At 76.2% G+C, this 19,378-nt stretch carries 20 protein-coding genes and 1 pseudogene; 7 read left to right on the top strand and 14 right to left on the bottom strand.

Going from position 1 to position 19,378, the window contains the following annotated elements; all coding sequences use genetic code 11:
• Positions 1-65 precede the first annotated feature (65 nt).
• Together ACIP60_RS17110 and ACIP60_RS17105 are read right to left on the bottom strand one after the other, a co-directional pair.
• A complete protein-coding gene (locus ACIP60_RS17110) occupies positions 66-737 on the bottom strand; it encodes a hypothetical protein (protein ID WP_400684841.1) in 672 nt (223 codons plus the stop codon).
• A complete protein-coding gene (locus tag ACIP60_RS17105; RefSeq protein ID WP_400684838.1) occupies positions 734-1,294 on the bottom strand; it encodes a sigma factor-like helix-turn-helix DNA-binding protein in 561 nt (186 codons plus the stop codon). Before ACIP60_RS17105 ends, ACIP60_RS17110 begins: the two co-directional genes overlap by 4 nt.
• 336 nt (positions 1,295-1,630) lie before the next feature.
• On the opposite strand from ACIP60_RS17105, the gene ACIP60_RS17100 reads away from it, so the two are divergent.
• Entirely contained in the window at positions 1,631-2,446 is an 816-nt protein-coding gene (locus ACIP60_RS17100) for an SAM-dependent methyltransferase (RefSeq protein ID WP_282204028.1), read from the top strand.
• A gap of 120 nt (positions 2,447-2,566) precedes the next feature.
• Here the strand turns inward: ACIP60_RS17100 and ACIP60_RS17095 are convergent.
• A pseudogene (locus tag ACIP60_RS17095) lies at positions 2,567-2,977 on the bottom strand (isochorismatase family protein); the annotation flags it as partial.
• A 30-nt stretch (positions 2,978-3,007) separates the two neighbouring features.
• Between ACIP60_RS17095 and ACIP60_RS17090 the strand changes: the two are divergent.
• On the top strand, positions 3,008-3,496 hold the full coding sequence (locus tag ACIP60_RS17090; protein WP_400684834.1) for a GNAT family N-acetyltransferase: 489 nt from the start codon (positions 3,008-3,010) through the stop codon (positions 3,494-3,496).
• Between the two features lie 63 nt (positions 3,497-3,559).
• Here ACIP60_RS17090 and ACIP60_RS17085 read toward each other — a convergent pair whose 3' ends face one another.
• A complete protein-coding gene (locus ACIP60_RS17085) occupies positions 3,560-4,327 on the bottom strand; it encodes a GntR family transcriptional regulator (RefSeq protein ID WP_400684831.1) in 768 nt (255 codons plus the stop codon).
• Between the two features lie 263 nt (positions 4,328-4,590).
• Between ACIP60_RS17085 and ACIP60_RS17080 the strand changes: the two genes are divergently transcribed.
• Positions 4,591-6,087, top strand: coding sequence for an alkaline phosphatase family protein (locus ACIP60_RS17080; protein WP_400685373.1), 1,497 nt, complete (start codon positions 4,591-4,593; stop codon positions 6,085-6,087).
• 49 nt (positions 6,088-6,136) lie between these two features.
• On the opposite strand, the gene ACIP60_RS17075 is transcribed toward ACIP60_RS17080, so the two are convergent.
• From ACIP60_RS17075 to ACIP60_RS17060, 4 genes are all read right to left on the bottom strand, one after another.
• Complete coding sequence (locus ACIP60_RS17075) at positions 6,137-7,309, bottom strand: 8-amino-7-oxononanoate synthase (RefSeq protein ID WP_400684828.1); 1,173 nt, start codon at positions 7,307-7,309, stop codon at positions 6,137-6,139.
• A 122-nt stretch (positions 7,310-7,431) separates the two neighbouring features.
• Complete coding sequence (infA, locus tag ACIP60_RS17070) at positions 7,432-7,656, bottom strand: translation initiation factor IF-1 (RefSeq protein WP_030463886.1); 225 nt, start codon at positions 7,654-7,656, stop codon at positions 7,432-7,434.
• A 77-nt stretch (positions 7,657-7,733) separates the two neighbouring features.
• Complete coding sequence (locus ACIP60_RS17065) at positions 7,734-8,492, bottom strand: GNAT family N-acetyltransferase (protein WP_400684823.1); 759 nt, start codon at positions 8,490-8,492, stop codon at positions 7,734-7,736.
• A 218-nt stretch (positions 8,493-8,710) separates the two neighbouring features.
• Positions 8,711-9,067, bottom strand: a complete 357-nt coding sequence (locus ACIP60_RS17060; protein WP_400684820.1) for a DoxX family protein — start codon at positions 9,065-9,067, stop codon at positions 8,711-8,713.
• Positions 9,068-9,215: 148 nt separating this feature from the next.
• Between ACIP60_RS17060 and ACIP60_RS17055 the strand changes: the two genes are divergently transcribed.
• The gene (locus tag ACIP60_RS17055; protein WP_400684817.1) at positions 9,216-10,067 is read left to right on the top strand and encodes a LysR family transcriptional regulator; all 852 of its coding nucleotides are present in this window, start codon (positions 9,216-9,218) and stop codon (positions 10,065-10,067) included.
• Between the two features lie 57 nt (positions 10,068-10,124).
• On the opposite strand, the gene ACIP60_RS17050 is transcribed toward ACIP60_RS17055, so the two are convergent.
• From ACIP60_RS17050 to ACIP60_RS17040, 3 genes are all read right to left on the bottom strand, one after another.
• Entirely contained in the window at positions 10,125-10,643 is a 519-nt protein-coding gene (locus ACIP60_RS17050; protein WP_400684814.1) for a rhodanese-like domain-containing protein, read from the bottom strand.
• 183 nt (positions 10,644-10,826) lie between these two features.
• Positions 10,827-11,420: a TetR/AcrR family transcriptional regulator gene (locus tag ACIP60_RS17045; RefSeq protein WP_400684811.1), complete on the bottom strand. Its 594-nt coding sequence runs from the start codon at positions 11,418-11,420 to the stop codon at positions 10,827-10,829.
• Positions 11,421-11,446: 26 nt separating this feature from the next.
• Positions 11,447-12,409 carry a quinone oxidoreductase family protein gene (locus ACIP60_RS17040; protein WP_400684808.1) on the bottom strand — a complete coding sequence of 321 codons (963 nt, stop codon included), beginning with the start codon at positions 12,407-12,409 and terminating at the stop codon, positions 11,447-11,449.
• 370 nt (positions 12,410-12,779) lie between these two features.
• On the opposite strand from ACIP60_RS17040, the gene ACIP60_RS17035 reads away from it, so the two are divergent.
• The gene (locus ACIP60_RS17035) at positions 12,780-13,703 is read left to right on the top strand and encodes an acyl-CoA thioester hydrolase/BAAT C-terminal domain-containing protein (protein ID WP_400684805.1); all 924 of its coding nucleotides are present in this window, start codon (positions 12,780-12,782) and stop codon (positions 13,701-13,703) included.
• Between the two features lie 146 nt (positions 13,704-13,849).
• Positions 13,850-14,218, top strand: a complete 369-nt coding sequence (locus tag ACIP60_RS17030) for a class I SAM-dependent methyltransferase (RefSeq protein ID WP_400684802.1) — start codon at positions 13,850-13,852, stop codon at positions 14,216-14,218.
• A gap of 143 nt (positions 14,219-14,361) precedes the next feature.
• On the opposite strand, the gene ACIP60_RS17025 is transcribed toward ACIP60_RS17030, so the two are convergent.
• From ACIP60_RS17025 to ACIP60_RS17015, 3 genes are all read right to left on the bottom strand, one after another.
• A complete protein-coding gene (locus ACIP60_RS17025) occupies positions 14,362-15,546 on the bottom strand; it encodes an alpha/beta hydrolase family protein (RefSeq protein ID WP_400684799.1) in 1,185 nt (394 codons plus the stop codon).
• A 94-nt stretch (positions 15,547-15,640) separates the two neighbouring features.
• Complete coding sequence (locus tag ACIP60_RS17020; protein WP_400684796.1) at positions 15,641-15,967, bottom strand: hypothetical protein; 327 nt, start codon at positions 15,965-15,967, stop codon at positions 15,641-15,643.
• A gap of 390 nt (positions 15,968-16,357) precedes the next feature.
• A complete protein-coding gene (locus ACIP60_RS17015) occupies positions 16,358-17,032 on the bottom strand; it encodes a hypothetical protein (protein ID WP_400684793.1) in 675 nt (224 codons plus the stop codon).
• A 206-nt stretch (positions 17,033-17,238) separates the two neighbouring features.
• On the opposite strand from ACIP60_RS17015, the gene ACIP60_RS17010 reads away from it, so the two are divergent.
• The gene (locus ACIP60_RS17010) at positions 17,239-19,326 is read left to right on the top strand and encodes a serine/threonine-protein kinase (RefSeq protein ID WP_400684790.1); all 2,088 of its coding nucleotides are present in this window, start codon (positions 17,239-17,241) and stop codon (positions 19,324-19,326) included.
• The last annotated feature ends 52 nt before the right edge of the window (positions 19,327-19,378 follow it).

Here is a 19,378-nt window from a genome sequence, read left to right as displayed (position 1 = left end):
GCCGGCCGGTGCGGGCCGGCCGGTGCGGGCCGGCCGGTGCGGGCCGGTCGGTGCCGGTCAGCAGGTCAGCGGGCCAGGTCGCGGACCAGGGTGCTGCTCACCTGCGGGAGTTCGCCGTACTCGAGGTCGTCGCAGTCGACCGGGAGCTGGTGGATGACGGCGGCCAGCCGGGGCGGGAGCTTCACGTCGAGGCCGTCGTGGCACAGGGCGAGGATCTCGGCCAGCACGCCCGCCGGGAGCAGGGTGTCGCGGACGCCGAGGACGTGCTGCGGCGGGCGGGGGCGGGCGGCCAGCGCCTCGGCCTGGCGCCGCCAGACCTCGGCGTCCAGGAACTCGCCGAGGCTGCGGTGCAGCAGGCTCAGGCAGGACGCGGCGGTGTAGGAGCCGCCGCCGGCCGCGAACTGCCACCAGAACTGGGCGCCCTCGCGGTGGCGGGCGGCGTGCAGCAGCGCGCCCAGGACCAGGGCGCCCTCGGGGTGGATGCGTTCGTCGTTGACGAGCAGGTCCAGCGAGGGGGCGGCGGTGGGCATCGCCAGGACCAGCGAGGTGGCCAGGTCGAGTTCGTGGGCGGCCTGGAGGTGTTCGGAGGGGAACGGGCGGGGGGCGGTGAGCAGCCGGTCCCAGGAGACGCCGGGGCCGTCCGGGCCGCCCTGGCCGCCTGCGCGGTGCGGACCGCCGGGGCGCGGGCGGGGCTCGCGGGTGGCGGGTGGGTGGAGGCTGTCCGGTCCGGCGGTCACCGGCGCTCCCTGTTCCGGGCGCCGAGGGCGGCGGCCAGCCGGTCGAGGGCCTGGGCGGCGGTGGAGCGGACGTTGGCCTCCGTGGTGGCCAGGCAGTCGGCGATCTGCCGGTCCGTCAGGCCGAGCAGGTAGCGCAGCAGGACCACGTCGTGACGCCGCTCCGAGAGCCCGCGCAGGGCGGCGTACAGCTGCCAGTGGTCGGCGGCGGTCTCCGGCAGGTCGCCGGCCCGCTCGGCGGCGACCCGCACCGCGCAGACCCAGAGCGGGACGTGCGCCGGGGAGGGCGGCGGTTCGCCGTCCATCATCCGCTGCAGCAGGGCCGCGCCGACCTCCTCCTTGAGGATCGTCCAGGCCTGGAAGGCCGGGAACTGCTCGCGCAGGATGCGCGGCCACTCCTGCCAGACCCGGCCCTTGGCGAGTTCCACCGCGCCGTGCACCGCGCCGGGGTCGCCCAGGCGGGCGGCGGCGAAGCCGGTCCACGTCCGGTGGTGCGTGTCGCAGAATGCGTCGAACGTCAGGCGGTGCCGGTCGCCCACCGCCCATTCGCTCTCGTTCACGCCCCACTCCTCCCCGGCGGCACCCTGGTCGCCGCAGCCGGACGCCGGCGCCGGCCGCCGGCACCGGTCGCCAGAACTCGCGTCCCCCACAGGAACAGTAAGGCGCATCAGGTGCCGAAATGGTAATCCGGCACAAGAGGTTTCCGGATCAGCCGCAAATCACCCTGCCGGAAAACCAGCCTATCCGGGGCGCCGACCGGATCGGACCGACCGATGATCGATTCCGACCGTTTCGCCCGGCCGCGCCCCGGGTGCGGCCACCCCCCTTGATTCTCCGTTCGCCCGTATGGGCATAGTGGGCGCAGTGAAGGAGTGACGGACGATCAGGGGGCGCGTGTGACAGACGTGAGCGGACGGACCGACGGCGTCGAGGTCAACCTCGACATCCACCTGGCGCACTCGGCCCGGATGTACGACTTCTACCTCGGCGGGACGACCAACTTCCCCGCGGACCGGGAGGCCGCCGGCCGCGCCCTGGCCGTCTTCCCCTACGCCCGCTCCGCCGCCCGCGCCAACCGCGCCTTCATGCGCCGCTCGACCCGCCTGCTCGCCCGCTCCGGCATCCGGCAGTTCCTCGACATCGGCACCGGCATCCCCACCTCGCCCAACCTGCACGAGGTGGCCCAGCGGATCGCGCCGGACGCCGCGGTCGTCTACGCCGACAACGACCCGATCGTGCTGCTGCACGCCCAGGCCCTGCTGCGCGGCACCGAGCAGGGCGTCACCGCCTACGTCCAGGCCGACGTCCGCGAGCCGGACGCGCTGCTGGAGGCCGCCGCCCGGACCCTCGACTTCGACCGGCCGGTCGCGCTCAGCATGAACGCGCTGCTGCACTTCGTCCCGGACGACGCGCACCGGATCACCGAGGGCCTCAAGGCCCGGCTGCCCCGCGGGTCCGCGCTGGTGATCAGCCACCTGACGCCCGACTTCGCCCCCGACGAGACCGCCCGGCTCATCCAGGTCTACACCGCCGCCGGCACGCCGGTCGCGGCCTGCACCCGCGACCGGTTCGGCGAGTTCTTCACCGGCTGGGACCTCCTCGACCCGGGCCTGGTCGCCACCACCCGCTGGAACCCCTCCCCCGAGGACGACACCGAGCACATCACCGACGCCGGCGCCTCCTGCTACGGCGCGGTCGCCGTCCGCCCCTGACCCGGGCGGGCCGTGACCTGGGCGGGCCATCGGCGGGTCGCGGCCGGGGTGGACGGCGGCAACGGGCGGCGGCAACGGGCCGCCTCGGCCCCGCAGTCCGGCCGGCCGGGCGGTGTCGATGACGTGCGCCCGGCTCGGGAACACCTTCTCCAGCAGGACGCGGTGCACCTCCGGGTCGCGGGCGGCCACCCCGTCGGAGAGCACGTGGGGCCGGTGGTCCCGGTCGGCGGCGTCGAGCAGCGTCGACAGCACGACGCCGCCGGTGCTGATCCCGCTCAGGACCGGCGTGTCGACGCCGCGGGCCGCGAGCCGCTCGTACAGGTCCGTGGTGGCCCCGGTGCCGATCCGGACCTTGCGGACCACGATGCCGCCCTCCAGCGGGGCGAGTCCGGGGTGGAACCGGGTGGCCCCGGGTCTGCCGCCACCACCGTTCTCGGGGCTCCGGCCTGACCCCCCGTCACAAATCCCTTGGACGTCCCGGGGCGTGGCTTGCTGCAATGGGGACGCCCACGGCCACGGCCGGAGCCGCACCGGCCCGGGCCGAACCGGAGGGACACCGCGATGGCCGAGATCAGGCTGCACCTGTCGGTGCGCGACCTCGCCGAGGCCGACCTGCCGTCCTGCGGCTGGGCCGGTTCGCCCCGGCACGTGCGCGAGCTGGTCCGGCAGCTCCGCCGGGCCGAGGCGGGCGAGGTCGACTACCTGGCGGTGTGCACGCCGGTGGGGCTGCCGGTGGCGGTCGGCGGCGTCGACTACGCGGTCGCGCCCGGGGCGGGCACGCTCTGGCAGTTGGGCGTCCACCCGGTCCTGCAGTCCTGCGGGATCGGCACGCTGCTGATCCGCTCCGCCGAGCAGCGGATCGTCGCGCGCGGCCTGGCCCGGGCCGAGCTCGGCGTCGAGGAGTCCGACCCGCGCGCCCGCGCCCTGTACGAGCGCCTCGGCTACCGCGCCTTCGGCCGCGCCCCCGACTCCTGGGAGGTGGAGGACGCGGACGGCACCCTGCGCCGCCACGAGACGGTCTGCACCCTGATGCGCAAGTCCCTCGCCTGACGCCGCGCTCCGCGGCGTTCACCGCCGGCGCGAGGCCGCCTCCTGCCGGTGGTCGGCCGGTGGTCAGTCGGTGGTGGGGGCGGTCAGGTCGAGGGTGAAGCTGAAGCGGTCGCCGCGGTAGAGGGTGCGGACGAGTTCCAGCGGGCGGCCGGCGGCGTCGCGGCTGCGGCGGTTCAGCAGGAGCATCGGGAGGGCGGGCGGGGTGCCGATCAGGAGGGCCTCGCGCGGGGTGGCGAGGACGGTCTCGATGCGTTCCTCGGCTCCGGCGAGGTGGACGCCGCGTTCGCGCAGGTAGCCGTAGAGCGAGCCGGCGGGGTCGAACTCGGCGGCCAGCCGCGGGACGCGGGCCACCGGCAGGTAGGTGGACTCCAGGCCGACGCGCTCCTCGTCGGCGCGCAGCACGCGTTCGAGGTGCCAGAGCGGCTCGCCCGCGGGGACGGCGAGGCGGTCGGCCGTCGCGGGGTCGGCGGGCTGGCGGTCCAGGGCGATCAGGGTGCGGCCGGGGCGCAGGCCCTGGCGGGTGACGCCCTCGGTGTAGCTGGTCAGCGACAGCGGCTGTTCGATCTTGGCGCCGGCCACCACGGTGCCGCGGCCCTGGCGGCGCAGGCGGCCCTCGATCAGCAGGTCGCGCAGGGCCTGGCGGACGGTGGCCCGGGCGACGCCGTACCGCTCGGCCAGGCCGGCTTCAGTGGGGAGCCGTCCGCCGGGGCCCAACTCCTCGATCAGCTCTTCGAGTTCGGCCTTGACCAGGTAGTACTTGGGCACCCGGCCGTGCTCGGGGACGCCGGACCGGGCGGGGGCGAGGGGGGCGCGGGAGGGGCTGTGGTTCACCGGCCCAGGGTAGCGAGCACCCCTCCCCCGCCCCCGGTCCGCCCCCGGTCCGCCCTCGGCCCGCCCTCGGCCCGCCCTCGGTCCGGACGTCCACGGAACATCACGAACGGATAACCGGTCTGTACTGAATTTTGGCGCTTGTTCATACAACCGTGGATTCGGCGCGGGCTCGCGCTCGCCCGCCCGGCCCATCCTCGGTGCCGGTGCAACCGCACCGTGACGCTTTCCCGTTGGGAGCCCCCGTGCGCAACTCCCGCTCCACCATGGCCCTCTCCCTCTCCGCGGCGGCCGTCGTCGCGGCCGCGCTGGTCCCGCTGGGCGGCTCGTCCGCCGTGGCCGCCACCGGCGCGTACAACGGTCTGCCGAACGGCAGCAAGCAGGCCAAGACGCTGGTCATCGGCATAGACGGCACCCGGTACGACAAGCTGCTCACGGCGGACGCGCCGAACCTGAAGGCCCTGATCGCCTCCGGCACCACGGCGACGTCCGACCTGTACGCGAACCCGCTGGCGCCGACCCTCTCCGGCCCGGGCTGGTCGACCATCGCGACCGGCGTGTGGCCGGACAAGCACAAGGTGATGGACAACAACTTCACCGGTTCGCGCTTCGACCTGTACCCGGACTACACGAGCCGGCTGGAGAGCGCCGCCCCGGCCGCCTCGACGCTGGTGGTCGGCTCCTGGAACCCGATCGCGACCACCGTCTTCAGCAGCAGGGCCGACCTGCGGGTCTCGGAGAGCGAGAACGACGCGAAGGCCGCCGCGGACACCGCCGACTACCTGGCGCACGGCAACCCGGACTCGGTGTTCCTGCACCTGGACGAGGTGGACGAGGCCGGGCACTCGTACGGCGGCGCGTCCAGCCAGTACCTGGCGGCGATCCACGACGCGGACACCCGGGTCGGGCAGGTGCTGGCGGGCCTCAGGTCCCGTGCCACCTACGCCGCGGAGGACTGGCTGGTGGTGGTCACCACCGACCACGGCCACACCGACGCGGGCGGCCACGGCGGCAACTCGGCGAACGAGCGGCAGACCTGGATGGTCCTCAACGGCCGGGGCTACGCGGCCGGCGCGCACCGCTACGACGTCAAGCCGGTGGACATCGCGCCGACCGTGCTCAAGCACGAGGGCGCGCCGGTCGACCCGGCCTGGGGCCTGGACGGCACGCCGGTGGACGAGATCGTGCCGGACGAGTTCGACGCGCTGCGGCCGAGCCTGCAGACCCGGGTCGACGAGAGCGGCATCGGCGCGACGGTCAAGGGCTTCACCCACACCCCGCCGGCCGGCTGGTCGATCGACAACGCGCGGATGCCGTCCGGCGGCGTCACCGAGTGGCGCGGCTGGGCGTTCGCCACCGACGAGTTCTGGACGGCGGCGCAGCTCGGCCAGAGCCGGGAGACCAACGTCCGGGCCCGCAACGTGTTCGCGGTCGCGGACTCCGACGAGTGGGACGACAAGTCGCACGGCACCGGCCAGTTCGACTCGACGCTGGTCAGCCCGGCCTACTCGGTGGCCGGCCGCACGCACGGCACGCTGTCCTTCGCCACCGACTACAAGGTCGACGGCCCGCAGACCGGCGACGTGTACGTCTCGTTCGACGGCGGCGCCGCGCAGCTGGTGAAGTCCTACCGGGCGGACCTGAACACCGTCGAGCACCTGGACGTCGCCGTCCCGGCGGGTGCGTCGACGGCCCGGTTCCAGTTCCGCTACACGGGTACCAACTCGGCGTTCTGGACGGTCGACCAGGTCGTCTTCGGCTGATGCCGCGCCCGGTCCGGGGCGGGTCGCGCCCGGCCCGCCCCGGACCGGTTCAGCGGGTCTTGAGCACCACGCCGACGGCGAAGGCGATCTGCTCGTCCGTCAGGTCGGCGCGGGCGGTCAGCCGCAGCCGCGGGACGCCGTCGGGGACGGACGGCGGGCGGAAGCAGCCGACGGCCAGGCCCTCCTCGCGGCAGGCGGCGGCCCAGCGCACGGCGTGCTCGGGGTCCTCGGCGCGGACGGAGACCACGGCGCCGTCGGGGGCGGAGGCGTGCAGGCCGGACTCGGTGAGCCGGTCGGCGAGTTCGCGGGCCACCCGCAGGGCGTCGGCGGCCCGGCCGGGTTCGGCGCGCAGCAGGCGCAGGGCGCCCAGGGCGGCACCGACCGCGGCGGGGGCCAGGCCGGTGTCGAAGATGAAGGTGCGGGCGGCGGAGACCAGGTGGCGGACGACCCGTTCGGGGCCGAGGACGACGCCGCCCTGGGCGCCGAGGGACTTGGAGAGCGTCGCGGTGGCGACCACGTCGGGCTGTCCGGCGATGCCGGCGGCGGCTCCGGCGCCCGCGCCGCCGGGGCCCAGCACGCCCAGGCCGTGCGCGTCGTCGACGACCAGGGCGGCGCCGGACTCCCGGGCCGCGGCGAGGTGTCCGGCGAGCGGGGCGGCGTTGCCGTCGACCGAGAACACCGAGTCGGTGACCACCAGGGCGCGGGGTTCGGTCCGCCCGGCGAGGGCGGCCCGGACCGCGCCGGGGTCGCAGTGCGCGGCGCGGACGGTGCGGCCCCTGGCGAGGCGGCAGCCGTCGATCAGCGAGGCGTGGTTGTGGGCGTCGGAGACGATCAGGGTGTCCGGCCCGGCGAGCGCGGTGAGCACGGCGAGGTTGGCGGTGTAGCCGGAGGAGAACACCAGCGCGGCCTCGTACCCGCAGAACTCGGCGAGTTCGCGCTCCAGCTCGGTGTGCGCCTCGGTGGTCCCGGTGACCAGCCGGGAGCCGGTCGCCCCGCCGCCCCAGCGCACGGCGGCTCCGGCGGCGGCCGCGGTGACGGCCGGGTGCCTGGTCAGCCCGAGGTAGTCGTTGGACGCCAGGTCGAGCACCGGGTCCTCGGCCGGGCGACTGCGCAACCGCCTGGTCAGCCCGGCCTCCGCACGGACGGCCGCGGCCTCGTCCAGCCAGTCGAACACCCGCTCCGGCGCCGCACCCACGTCCCCGACCTGCCCGTCTCCCGCCATGCCCGGCACTCTGTCACCCGGCAGCGGGCCGGAGCAACGCGCGCCGCCCCGATGTGCGGTGTCCCACACTCCGGGGCGGCGGGCCTGACGGGTCTGACGGGCCTGGCGGGCCTGGCGGGGGGTCAGTTGCGGTAGCGGAACAGGATGCGGCCCCTGGTCAGGTCGTACGGGCTGAGTTCGACCAGGACGCGGTCGAACGGGAGGATCTTGATGTAGTTCTTGCGGATCTTTCCGCTGATGTGGGCGAGCACGTGGTGGCCGTTCTGCAGTTCCACCTTGAAGGTGGCGTTGCGCAGACACTCGAGGACGGTGCCTTCGAGCTCCAGGCCCTTTGCGACGCGTGGCAAGGGATCTCGATTCTCTGGTGGGGTTCCGACGGGGTGGTGCGGGTCGATCAGGGGTGGTGCGGGTCGATCAGGGCTGATCAGGGGTGGATCAGGTGCAGGACCTGGCCGGTCCGTTCGGCGCCGAAGCTCTCGACGAGGGTGGTGGCGGCGGTGCGGGACTGGTCGACCTCGGCCCAGGCGGCGGGGACCCCCGCCCGGTGCAGGGTGTGCAGGGCGTGGGCGAGCAGGGAGCGGCCGAGGCCGTGCCGCCGGTCGGCGGCGCGGACCGCGAGCAGGCCGATCCGGGCGGGGCCGCGACCGCGGACCACCCGGACCAGCCCGGCGTACCGGCCCCGGTGGACGGCGACGGCGTACAGGGAGGGATCGATGAGAGTGTCCCCCGGAGGGCCGGGTCGAACCTCGGCGGGCATGGTGTGCCAGCCGGGCCCGGCCTCGACCTCGGCCCGGATCTCCCGGTCCAGCGCCCGCAGCGCGGCCTCGTCGGCCGCCCCGGCGGGCAGGATCGTGACGCCCGGGGCGGGGCGGGGGGTCTCGGCGGCGACGGCGGTGGACAGCAGGTACTCCCACTCCCGTCGTTCGGGGACGAAGCCGGCCCGCTCCCAGCGGGCGGCCAGGCCGGTGTCGTCGTCCCCCGGCACCAGGGTGCGGAGCGGGGCGGGCAGGGCGGTGAGCATCGCCCCGGCGAGCGGCTGGAAGGCCGCGTCGTCCCAGACGTCGATGCTGACGTAGCGGAGGTCGTGGCGGCGCGAGGAGACGTCGCCGTGGCCGACGACCACGTCGTCGGCCAGGGCCTGCCACTGGGTCTCGTCGACCCGGGTGATCTGCACGGTGTTCATGGCTTTCGCCTTTCGGGAGTGCCTGCGTTGTCACGCGAGCGCTCCCGACGACACCTGTGTCAGTCGTTGCACCGTGGGGAAAGGGGGAGCACCCGCCTCGATCCAGCTCTCATCGGGAACTCACCTCCTCGCTTCCGGTCACGGTGATCCGAACAGTAGCAACCTCCCGCCGCCCGTCCAACCCATTTGTTCTCCGACTCGCTCGGCCCCGGCCCGGGCTACCCGACGGACAGCACGAGGGCCGCGGCCGCGGCGGCCAGCAGCACGAGGTTGAGGCCGATCCGGCGGTCGCCGCCGGTGAGGTGGACCGGGACCGCGCCGGCCTGGAGCAGCAGCAGACCGGCCGCCGCGGCCGGGGCGAGCCAGGTGGCGGTGCCGGTCAGCGGCGGGAGCAGCAGGCCCGCGGCGCCGAGGAGTTCGAGCACCCCGAGGGTGCGCAGAACGGGGAGCGGGACGCGGTCGACCCAGGCCATCATCGGGCGGAGCCGGTCGGGGCTGCGGACCGCCTTCAGCGCGCCCCCGTAGAGGTAGAGGAGGGCGAGCGGGCCCGCGACGATCCAGTAGGCGAGTTCCATGGTTCCCGTTCGGACGTGGCCGCCGCTGGGCGGGGCCGGTCGGTGGCGGCGGCCGGGTCGGCCGCGTCCCCGTCCACCCCACCGCCGGGGCCGGGCGCTGTCCAAGACCCGTTCCGGGCCGCCGATACCGGCTGGGTATCGTCGCAGCGTGGAGCTACGAACCCTGCGGTACTTCGTCGCGGTCGCCGAGGAACTGCACTTCGGCCGGGCCGCCCGCCGCCTGCACCTCAGCCAGCCGCCGCTGAGCCGGGCCGTCAAGCAGTTGGAGGCCGACCTCGGCGCGCCGCTGTTCGTCCGCTCGCCGGCCGGGGTCGCGCTCACCCCGGCGGGCGCGGTGCTGCTGGCGGAGGCGCGGACGCTGCTCGCCCACGCCGACCGGGTCCGGGTGCGGGTGGGCGCGGCGGCCGGGAGCGCGGGCATCACCGTCGGCATCCTGGGCGACGGCACCGACCCCGGCGTGTTCCGGTCGGCGGCCGCCTACCGCCGCCGCCACCCCGGCGTGGACGTCCGGGTCCGGGAGACCGACCTGACCGACCCGACCTGCGGGCTGCGCGCCGGGCTGGTCGACGTCGCGCTCACCAGGGCGCCGTTCGACGGGACCGGCCTGGCGGTGCGCACGCTGCGGTCCGACCCGGTCGGCGCGGTGCTGCGGGCGGACGACCCGCTGGCCCGCCGCGAGCGGCTGCGGCTGGCCGAGTTGGCCGACCGGCGCTGGTTCCGCTTCCCCCCGGGCACCGATCCGCACTGGCAGGCGTACTGGCACGGCGGCGTCCCGCGCGAGGGGCCGGTGGTGCGCGGCGTCCAGGAGTGCCTGCAGGCGGTGCTCTGGAACGGCACGGTCGGGCTGGCGCCGCTCGGGCACGAACTGCCCGCCGAGCTGGCGGTGGTGCCGGTGGTGGACCTGGCGCCGAGCCGGGTGGTGGTGGCGTGGAACGAGCGCGGGGCCGACCCGCTGGTCCGTTCCTTCGTCGAGACGGCGACGGCCGCCTACCGCGACTGACGCCGACCGCCCGCCGGACCGGCGGCGGAGCGGGGGTTCGTGGGCGGGGCGCGGGGCTCAGCAGGCGCAGGAGAGGCCGGAGCGCGGGGCGGTCAGGTCGTCGACGGGGCGCTGCTCGGTGCCGGCGGCGGTGTCGTACGCGAAGCCCTCGCGGACCCAGTACTCGAAGCCGCCGAGCATCTCCTTGACCGGGTGGCCGAGCCGGGCGAAGGCCAGCGCCGCGCGGGTGGCGCCGTTGCAGCCGGGGCCCCAGCAGTAGGTGACCACGGTCAGCGCCGGGTCGATCGTCCCCGGCGCCAGATCGGCGATCCGCGCGGTGGGCAGGTGGACGGCGCCGGGGAGGTGCCCCTGGTCCCAGGCGGCCCTGCTGCGGGTGTCGACCACCACGATGCCGGGCACCCCGGCGGCGAGGTCGGCGTGCACGTCGGAGACGTCCGCCTCGAAGGCGAGCCGGGCGGCGTAGTGGGCGGCGGCCTCGGCCGGGGCGGCGGCGGGGACGCTCAGGACGGCGCTGATCGGAACGGCGTCGCCCGGGACGGCGCTGCTGCTCTCACGGGTGCTCTCGGCGACGGACACGGAGACCTCTTCCTGACGGGACGCGAGGGGGGACGGGGCCGTACCGGGTACGGGTGCGGGTGGTACCGGTCGGCGACGGCTCCATCCTCGGGTCCCGCGCGCTCGCTCCACGAGTGGCGTGACCGCCTGTGACCGTCAAGATCCCGCCAGCGCCCGCCCCGCCTCCGCGCGCGTCCGCACCCCTCAGGCCCCGCTTGCGCGCAGGCGGTCGAGGGCGGTGTCCAGGGCGGCCTCCAGGTGGGTGGCGGAGCCGGTGGTCATCAGGATCAGCACGCCGCCCTGGACGCCGGCCAGCAGCGCGGCGGCCTCCCGGTCGGCGTCCAGCTCCGGGGAGATCGCGCCGTCGGCCTGGAGGTGGCGGATGCCCGCGACGAGGTGGCGCTGCCACTGGGCGAGCAGTTCGCAGGCCACCGCCCGGGTGGCGTCGGTGGCGCCGCCGAGTTGGGCGAGGGCCGTGTGCAGGGGGCAGTTGCCGCCCTGGGCGCGGTAGCGGGCGAGGACCTTGTCGCGCCACTGCCGCCAGGCGTCCCAGGAGGTGAGTGCGCCGAGTTCCGGCTGCTGGTCCGCCAGCACCCGGTCGGCCTCGTGCCGGGCGACGGCGAGCAGCAGGTCGTCCTTCCCGCCGGGGAAGTAGTGGAAGAGCTGGCTCTTGCTGGTCGCGGTGCGGGCCATCACGTCCTCCAGCCGGACCGCGAACACGCCGTCCTCCCGGATCTGTTCGGCGGTTCCCTCGACGATGCGCTGCCGGGTGGCGGCGCCCTTGCGGGTCAGCGGCACGGTTCTCCTCCCGGGACGGTCGGCGGTCAGGGCAGCAGGAGCAGTTTGCCGGTGGTGCGGCGCGATTCGAGGTCGGCGTGCGCCCGGGCGGCGTCGGCGAGGGGGTAGCGGCCGGTGATCCGCTGGGTGAGCCGCCCGTCCAGGACCAGGTCGAACAGTTCGCCGGTGCGCCGCACCAGGTCCGCGCGGGTGGCGACGTGGTGGTGCACGACCGGGTAGCTGAGCAGGATGCTGTGGGGCAGGTCGGTGGGCCGCATGGTCGGCACGCCCATGAACGGGCCGTAGTAGGCGTGCACGCCGTGCGGGCGCAGGGCCAGTTGGGAGGAGCGGAAGGTGTCGGCGCCGCCGCCGTCGTAGACCACGTCGGCCCCGCGTCCGCCGGTGAGTTCGCGGATGCGCTCCTCGAACCCGCCGCCGGAGTGCACCAGGACGTGGTCGGCCCCGGCCTCCTTCGCCACCGCGGTCTTCTCCTCCCGGGAGACCAGGCCGATCACGCTGCCGCCGCGGGCCTTGACCAGCTGGGTGAGCAACTGCCCGACCCCGCCGGCCGCGGCGTGCACCACGGCGGTGCTGCCCGGGGTGACGGAGAACGTCTCGGTGGTCAGGTGGTTGGCGGTCAGGCCCTGCATCAGCAGGCCGCCCGCGATCTCGTCCGGCACCCCGTCCGGGACCTTGACCAGGGCGGCGGCCGGGACGGCCAGCAGTTCGGCGTAGCTGCCGGGGTGGTAGAACCAGGCCACCCGGTCGCCGACGGCCAGGTCCTCGACGCCCGCGCCGAGCGCGGTGACGTACCCCATGCCCTCGGCGCCCAGCACCGTCGGCGCCGCCCAGCCCGGGCCGCCCTGGGAACGGGCCCCGGTGTCCATGTAGTTGACCCCGGCCGCGCCCAGCCGCACCAGCGCCTCCCCGGGGCCGGGCACGGGGTCGGGCAGCTCGGTCCAGCGCATCACCTCGGGGCCGCCGTGCTCCTCGATCCGGATCGCGTGCATGGCACACCGCCTTCCTGCTCGGGCCCGTCCGCCGTCGTCCGGGCACGTACTGCACGTTAGGCGGGCAAAAATGGACCAGCAAGTCCAGAAACGCCGGTGCCCGGCGCACCGCGCACGGGAGCTCCACTGACCGGGGCGCCCACCGGAGGGGCGCCAACGTCCGGGGACAGGGCACCACTTCGCCCGGGCGGCGCCGCGCTCCTCGGCGGGGGCCCGGCCGTCCTGCCGTACCGCACCCGCCCGGCACCCGCATCCCGGGCCTGCGGGGCGCGTGCGCCGCGGCTCGACGGTGTCCGGTACGCCCTTGCGTGGCGGGGACGGGCCCGGCGAGGGTGGGTGTGCCGGTGGCAGGACGGAGAAGGGAAGGCGGATGGAGATCGTCGAGCGGGCCTGGGCGGAGCCCTGGGAGGGGCTGCGGTGCACGCCGACCGGGGGCAGCCCGGTCGGGGTGGTGGTGCTGTCGGGGTCGAGCGGGCGGGTGGAGGAGACGCGGGCGCGGGTGCTGGCCCGGGCGGGGTTCGACGCGCTGGCGATCCGCTGGTTCGGCGGGCCGGGGCAGCCGCCGGGGGTGTGCGAGGTCCCGTTGGAGACCTTCACGGCGGCGGTGGACCTGCTGCGGGCGGACGGGGCGCGCCGGGTCGGCCTGCTCGGGACGTCGAAGGGCGCGGAGGCCGCGCTGCTGACGGCCGTGCGCGATCCCCGGGTGGACGCGGTCGTCGCGCTGGCGCCCACCTCCCTGGTGTGGTGCAACGTCGGCCCGGGCCCGGACGGCGCGGACCGCCCGTTCCGCTCCTCCTGGACCTGGCGGGGGCGTCCGCTGCCGTTCGTCCCGATGGACGAGGGCTGGACGCCCGCGGAGCCGGAGGGCGCCCCGGCGGCGATCCGCGGCTGGTACGAGCGGAGCGCGCGGACGTTCGCCCCGGCCCTGCCCGCGGCCCGGATCCCGGTCGAGCGGGCCCGGGCGGACCTGCTGCTGGTCGCGGGCGGCGCCGACGCGATGTGGCCGTCCCTCCCGTTCGCCGAGCGGCTCCGCGAGCACCGCCCCGCGTCCGGCGGCCCCCGCACCCTGCTGGTCAGCGACCCGGACGCGGGCCACCGCGTGGTGCTCCCGGGCGAACTCCCGCTGCCCCCGTCCCCGGTCCACGCCCACGGCGGCACCCCGGCCGCCGACACCCGGCTGGGCGCCCTGGCCTGGCCCCACCTCCTCGACCTGCTCGGCGGCGGTCTGCCCCTCCCCCTCCCGGGCGGGAGCCGAGCGCCCCGGACGGTCCGGCAGCCCGCCACCCCCGGGTAGCGCAGCACCGTCGGCAGCCGGCGGCGGTCCGCCTCCGCGTGCGGGAGGCCGAGTCCGGCGCGGACGGTGCTGTCGGAGACCGGGCCGGGCACGGTGCTGGTCTCCGTGCGGGCGGTGCCGCGGCGGGACCCGCCAAGCGGCTCGACGTGGCCGACGTGACCGGCATCGCCGACGTGGCCGACGTGGCCGACGTCCAGCAGGGGACGCTCGGCCACGTGACGGTCCGGATCTCCGCGGAGGACGCCACCGGCACCGTCCCCGCCGGATCGGACGCCCGCGCCCTGCCGTTGCCCGACGGCGCGTTCGACGCGGCGCACCTGGTGACGGCTCCGGATGAGTTCCCGGATCCGGGCGTGCCGCTGCCGGAGCCGGGCCGGGTGGTGCGGCCCGGCGGGCGGGCCGTGGTCGGCGGGTGCTTCGACCGGCACCGGGTCCGCCGCACCGTCCCGGTGTCCTCCCGCACCCGATCCCGACCGCTCGACAGGTGGGTTCGACCGCCGGTCTCCTCCCGGTGAACCTGGCCGCCGCACCGACGGCCGGAGGCGCTGTCGAGCCTGTTCACCGGGCCGAGCCTGTTCACCGGGCCGAGCCGGTTCGTCACCTGGTTTCGCGTGCCAGGCGGATTCGGAGGGGACCGGAGGAGACCGACGGCCGGTCCCTACGGGTGGAAGGAGACCTCCGGGTTCCGGGGGGTCGGCCCGTCGAGGAGCGGCTGGGCGACGCCCTTCAGGTGCAGGTCGAAGAAGGCCGTGAGGTACGCCCGGGTGAGCTGGAGCGCGCGCGGGGCGGGGAGCGTTCGGCCGGTGTCGGGCAGGCCGAGCGCGTCGAGCAGGATCGGGAAGTCGGTGAACGAGGCGTGGTTGGTGCCGGCGACGGTCAGCCAGCGCTTCCAACCGTCGAGCCGGGGCCAGCTCTCGGCCCAGCTGGGGTCCTCGGCGCCGTCCGGCAGCGGGTGACCGACCATCAGGAACGCTCTGCCGCCGAGGCCGGTGGCGGGCACCGGGACGTCCATGGTGCCGTCCAGGTCCGCGCCGGCCCGGATGCGGTCGTCGGCAAGCAGGGCCGGGACGGCCGCCGCGCCGCCCGCGGAGTGGCCGGCCGTGCCGATCCGGGCCGGGTCGATCATGCGGGAGTAGCGCCAGGCGGGGTGGGGGCGGGCGGTCAACCGGTCGATGACGAAGGAGACGTCTTGGGCCCGGCTGCGGTCCAGGCCCGCCCAGTCCTCCGGGGAGCGCAGTCGGCCGCACATCACGCAGGGCAGCGTGCTCCCGTCGGGGAAGGTCGTCCCGGTGTTCTCGTAGGTGTGGTCGATCAGCGCGACCACGTAGCCGTGGCTGGACAGGTCCTCGGCCAGGCCGGTCAGCGAGGTGCGGGGCATGGTGAAGCCCGGCGAGAGGAGCACCAGTGGGTAGCGGCCGGGCGCGGGGCGGGCCCCGGAGGCGGCCCAGGTCCGGATCTCGGTGAGCGCCTCGGTGGGGACGGTGTTGCCCGGCAGCTTGGCGTCCAGCAGCATCCGCGCCGCGCCGGGGGTCATGTACGCGGCCGGGTCGCCGGTGCCCGCCCTGGCCGGGTAGTACACCGACACCATCAGCCGGCGCGGGCCCGACGCCGGCACCCACGGGTCGGTCCGGTCCCGGTCGACGAGTTCCAGGACGTCCTGTCCGACCGTGTACGGCCCGGTGGGGCGCGGGAGTTCGGCCCGGACCGCGGCCGCAGGGGTGGCGAAGTCAGCGACCCGGGCCGGGGTGGCCGGGGCGGCCCCCGCGGGCGGGCCGGCGGCGACGGACAGCGGCAGGGCGAGCAGCAGGGTGGCCAGGGCGGCGGCGGGGCGGATTCTGGTCATGGGCGTGACCGTACGTTCCCTTGGAGGAAGTTGACGTCGGCTCAACGGCGTAGGGGTTGCGCCGGAGAACGAACCCGTCGTCGGCGCACAACCCCTACGGGAAACCGCAGGGGGCTCCGACGCAGCCGGGTCGGGGGCCTGCCGCCGGCAGGCAGGCGGTCCGGCGCGACCTCGCGCGCACGGCCGCGCCGGACCGGTCGAGCACGGGTGACGAGGTCTGCGGGACGGACCAGCGGTCGACCACCGCGAGCAGGTGGCGGTGCCGGTCCCGGCGCGGGTCGTGCGCCCTCTCCGGCCGCCGCAGCAACCGGCGGCGCAGCGCGGCGTCGTCGGGGCGACCGCGGAGGTGCGCGTAGCGGGCGGCGATTCCCTCGACGACGGGGCCGGCGTCGGACGAGGCCGGGTCGATCCACGCTGCCACGGCCGAGGCGGTCAGGCTCGGACGGACGCGGTGAAGTCGTGGCGCGGGCCGCCCCGGGACGCCGTACCGCCGACTCCCCGGCGAGACGGGTCACGTCCCGCCCGCCGAACGCGAAGCCGACCACCGCCCGACAGCTACGAAACCCCCGGCCGCGACCACCACCCGGAGTCCCCGGCCAAGCCGGTGCGGTCCAGTCACAGGACACCTGGCCCGCCCCGCCCACGCCGCCGGACCGCACGCCGCCGGGCTGATCGGTCCGCCGTTCCGCTCCTTCGCCCGCCCGGAGCCGTGCCGCGCTGCCACAGCCTGGCGGCACCCCGCCGTCGGAGGCCCACCTGCCGGCGGCTCCTCCGGCGGAGGTTCATCCGGTGACGGCTCCCCGGCGGGGCCTCACCCGCCGGTCGGGTAGCCGATCTCCGCGAGGTCGTCGGCGAGGTCGGCGAGGTCCAGCTCCGGGTTCAGTGCGCGCACCAGCTCGGCGGTGAGCGGGCGCAGGGCGTGGACGTGGCGGACGGCGTCGAGGTCGACGTCCACCTCGTAGTACTCCTCGGCGAAATCGCGGTACGCCTCGGGGCTGCCGTCCAGCAGCAGGTCGAACAGCCGGGCGGCGCCGCCGTCCTGGTCACCGCCGTCCGGCGCGGGGGCGAGGTCGCCGGTGCGCCACGCGGTGTCGGCCCGCTCGCGCCAGAAGCACACCGTGGCCTCCAGCACCCCGTCCTCGTCGCGGAAGGCGGGCTCCTCCAGCTGCGCGCGGAACGCCTCCGGCACCTCGTCGATCAGCCCGGGCCACGGCTCCCGCGCGTCGTACCGGTACGGGCTCAGCGCGGATTCATGGTCGAAGCCCAGGGCGAGGGCGCCCTGCTCGGTGAAGACGATCGCGTAGGAGTCGCCGCTGCCGTTCCGCATCGAGGCCATCACCTCGCCGGGCGCCCAGCCGGAGTCGCACGAGTAGTACCTGTCCGCCCAGTCCGGGCCGAGGACGGCGTCCAGCATCGCCAGGGCACGGCAGCGCGCCAGGACGGCGGGGGTGTCGGGGAGGCGGCGGATCAGTTCGGCGACGAGCATCCACGCATTCAAGCAGGCCCCGCCCACAGCGCCGTCCCGCTCCCGTCGGGGAGGGCCGCCGCCCGTTCCCGGACGGACGGCCCCGGGCCGCGACGGGCTGGTAGATTCCCGGGCGGACCGGCCCGGCGGACCGCAGCACGCCCCGGCGCGGCCCGGTCGGGAAGTCCGGGGAGACCGGGAGGACCGGGGAGACCGGGGAGGCAGCCTTGGCCGCAGGACGCGTGCTCGCCGCGCGCTACCGTCTGGACGAGCTGATCGGGCGCGGCGGGATGGGCCAGGTCTGGCACGGGTGGGACGTCGCGCTGCGGCGCCGGATCGCCGTCAAGCTGCTGCACACCGACCTGCACGACCCGCGCGGCACCGACCTGTTCCTCAACGAGGCCCGGCTCGCCGCCGGGCTCGGCCACCCCGGCATCGTCACCGTCCACGACCTGGGCCGGGAGCCCGACGGCACGGTCTACCTGGTGATGGAGCTGCTCACCGGCAGCGACCTGGCCGTCCGGCTCCGCGCGGGCGGGCCGCCGCCGGTCGCCGAGACGGTGGACTGGGCGCTCCAGCTCTGCGGCGCGCTCGCCTTCGCGCACGCCGCGCAGGTGATCCACCGGGACCTCAAGCCGGCCAACCTGTTCCTGGACCGGAACGGACGGCTGAAGATCCTCGACTTCGGCATCGCCAAGCACCGCGAGGGCCGGTCCGACACCCACAGCCGGGTGATGGGCACCCTGGCCTACCTGCCGCCGGAGCGCTTCCACGGCCGTTCCGGCGACCACCGCGGGGACCTGTACGCCCTCGGCTGCGTCCTGTTCGAACTCCTCACCGGCCGACCGCCGTTCGGCACCGGCGACCCGGTCCAGCTGATGGTGCGCCACCTCGCCGAGCCGCCCCGTCCGCCCGGCGGCGAAGCGCCCCGCCCCGTCCCGCCCGCGCTCGACCGCCTGGTCCTCGACCTGCTCGCCAAGGACCCGGACGCCCGCCCCCGCTCCGCCGCCGAGGTCGCCGACCGCCTCCGCGACCTCGACTCCGCGCCCGCTGCACCCGTCCCCTTCCCGACCGGGCGCGACACCGTCCGGCTGACGCCCCCGCCGGTGCCGCCCGCCCCGCTCGCCGCGCCGACGGCGGTCACCACACCGCTGCCCGCCCCCGGGCCGACGACGCCCGCCCCGCCGACGGCCATCACCGTCCGCCTGCCCCGGCCCGCTCCGGCCGCTCCGACGGCCCTCCCCCTCTCGTCCGCGCCCCTCACGCCCGCGCCCCTCCCGGACCCGGGGCCGCACGCCACGGAGTCGGTGTACGTCGACTGGATCAACGCCCTGCACGCCGCTGGGCAGCTCCCGCCGCCCGAACGGATGCTGGCCCGGCACGGTCGCGGCTACCAGTCCACCGCCTGGGCGAACGCCGTGGCCCGGGCCTGGCCGGCGGCGGAGCTGGGCGCGCTGCTGGCCACCTACGAGAGCGCCCGGCTGCCGCGCCTCGCCAACGAGATCACCCGCAGCCTCCCCGACCACCGGGAGAGCGCCGAGTTCCCGGCGCTGCTCGCCGGGCTCCGCGCGGCCGGGCAGCAACTCCGGCTCACCATGCTGACCGCCGCCCTGGAGAGCCGCGCACCCGAACTGCTGCCCCCGGCACCGACCCGCCGCACCCCGCCGGGCATCCCGATCAGCGCGGCCCGCGCGGAGCTGTTCGCCCGGTTCGCCCACCGGATGCGCGCCGTCGCGGCCCGCCGGGCGGACCCGCCGCCGGCCGGGCCGAACATCCCCCCGTTCGCGGCGGTCGTCGCAGCGGTGGCCGCGCTCACCGGGGCGGGGACCGCGGACGAGGCGGCGTTCCTCGACTGGGTCCGGGCCCGGCCCTCGGACGAGGGCCGGTTCCGGGCGGAGTGGCTGCCGACGCTGCACCGGCTCCGGCACCCGGGGATCTCGCCGGACGACCTGGTGGCGGCGGTCGCGCGGGCCTGGCCGGCGGCCGAACTGGGCGCGGTGGTCGCGGCGTTCCACGCCACCGGGCAGTTCGAGGTCGCGGGGCGGTTGGTCCGGCGGGCCGGAGCGGTACGGGCGCCGTCGGACCTGCCCGCGCTGGTCGCCGGTTTCCGGCGGGCGGGCCAGCACGGCCGCCTGGAGGTCCTGCTGCACGAGGTCGGCCGTCTGGCCCCGCCGACCGTCGCGGCAGCCGCGGCGGCCCTCACCGCCGCCGGGGACGCCACCGCCGCCGGGGCGTTGCTCCGGCCCCGCCCGATGACACTGGCGGAACACCGCAGCCTGCTCCTCAACCGCGTCCCGCCCCACTGGAGCCGCTGACCGCCGCACCCCGCTGCGCCCCGCTGACCGCCGCGCCCCGCCGAGCGCGTCG

This window comes from Kitasatospora sp. NPDC088783 (genome assembly GCF_044750705.1).
In the GTDB taxonomy this organism is placed as follows: domain Bacteria; phylum Actinomycetota; class Actinomycetes; order Streptomycetales; family Streptomycetaceae; genus Kitasatospora; species Kitasatospora fiedleri.
The sequence above is the reverse complement of the archived record's forward strand: the minus strand, read 5'-3'. Positions and strand labels throughout refer to the sequence as shown.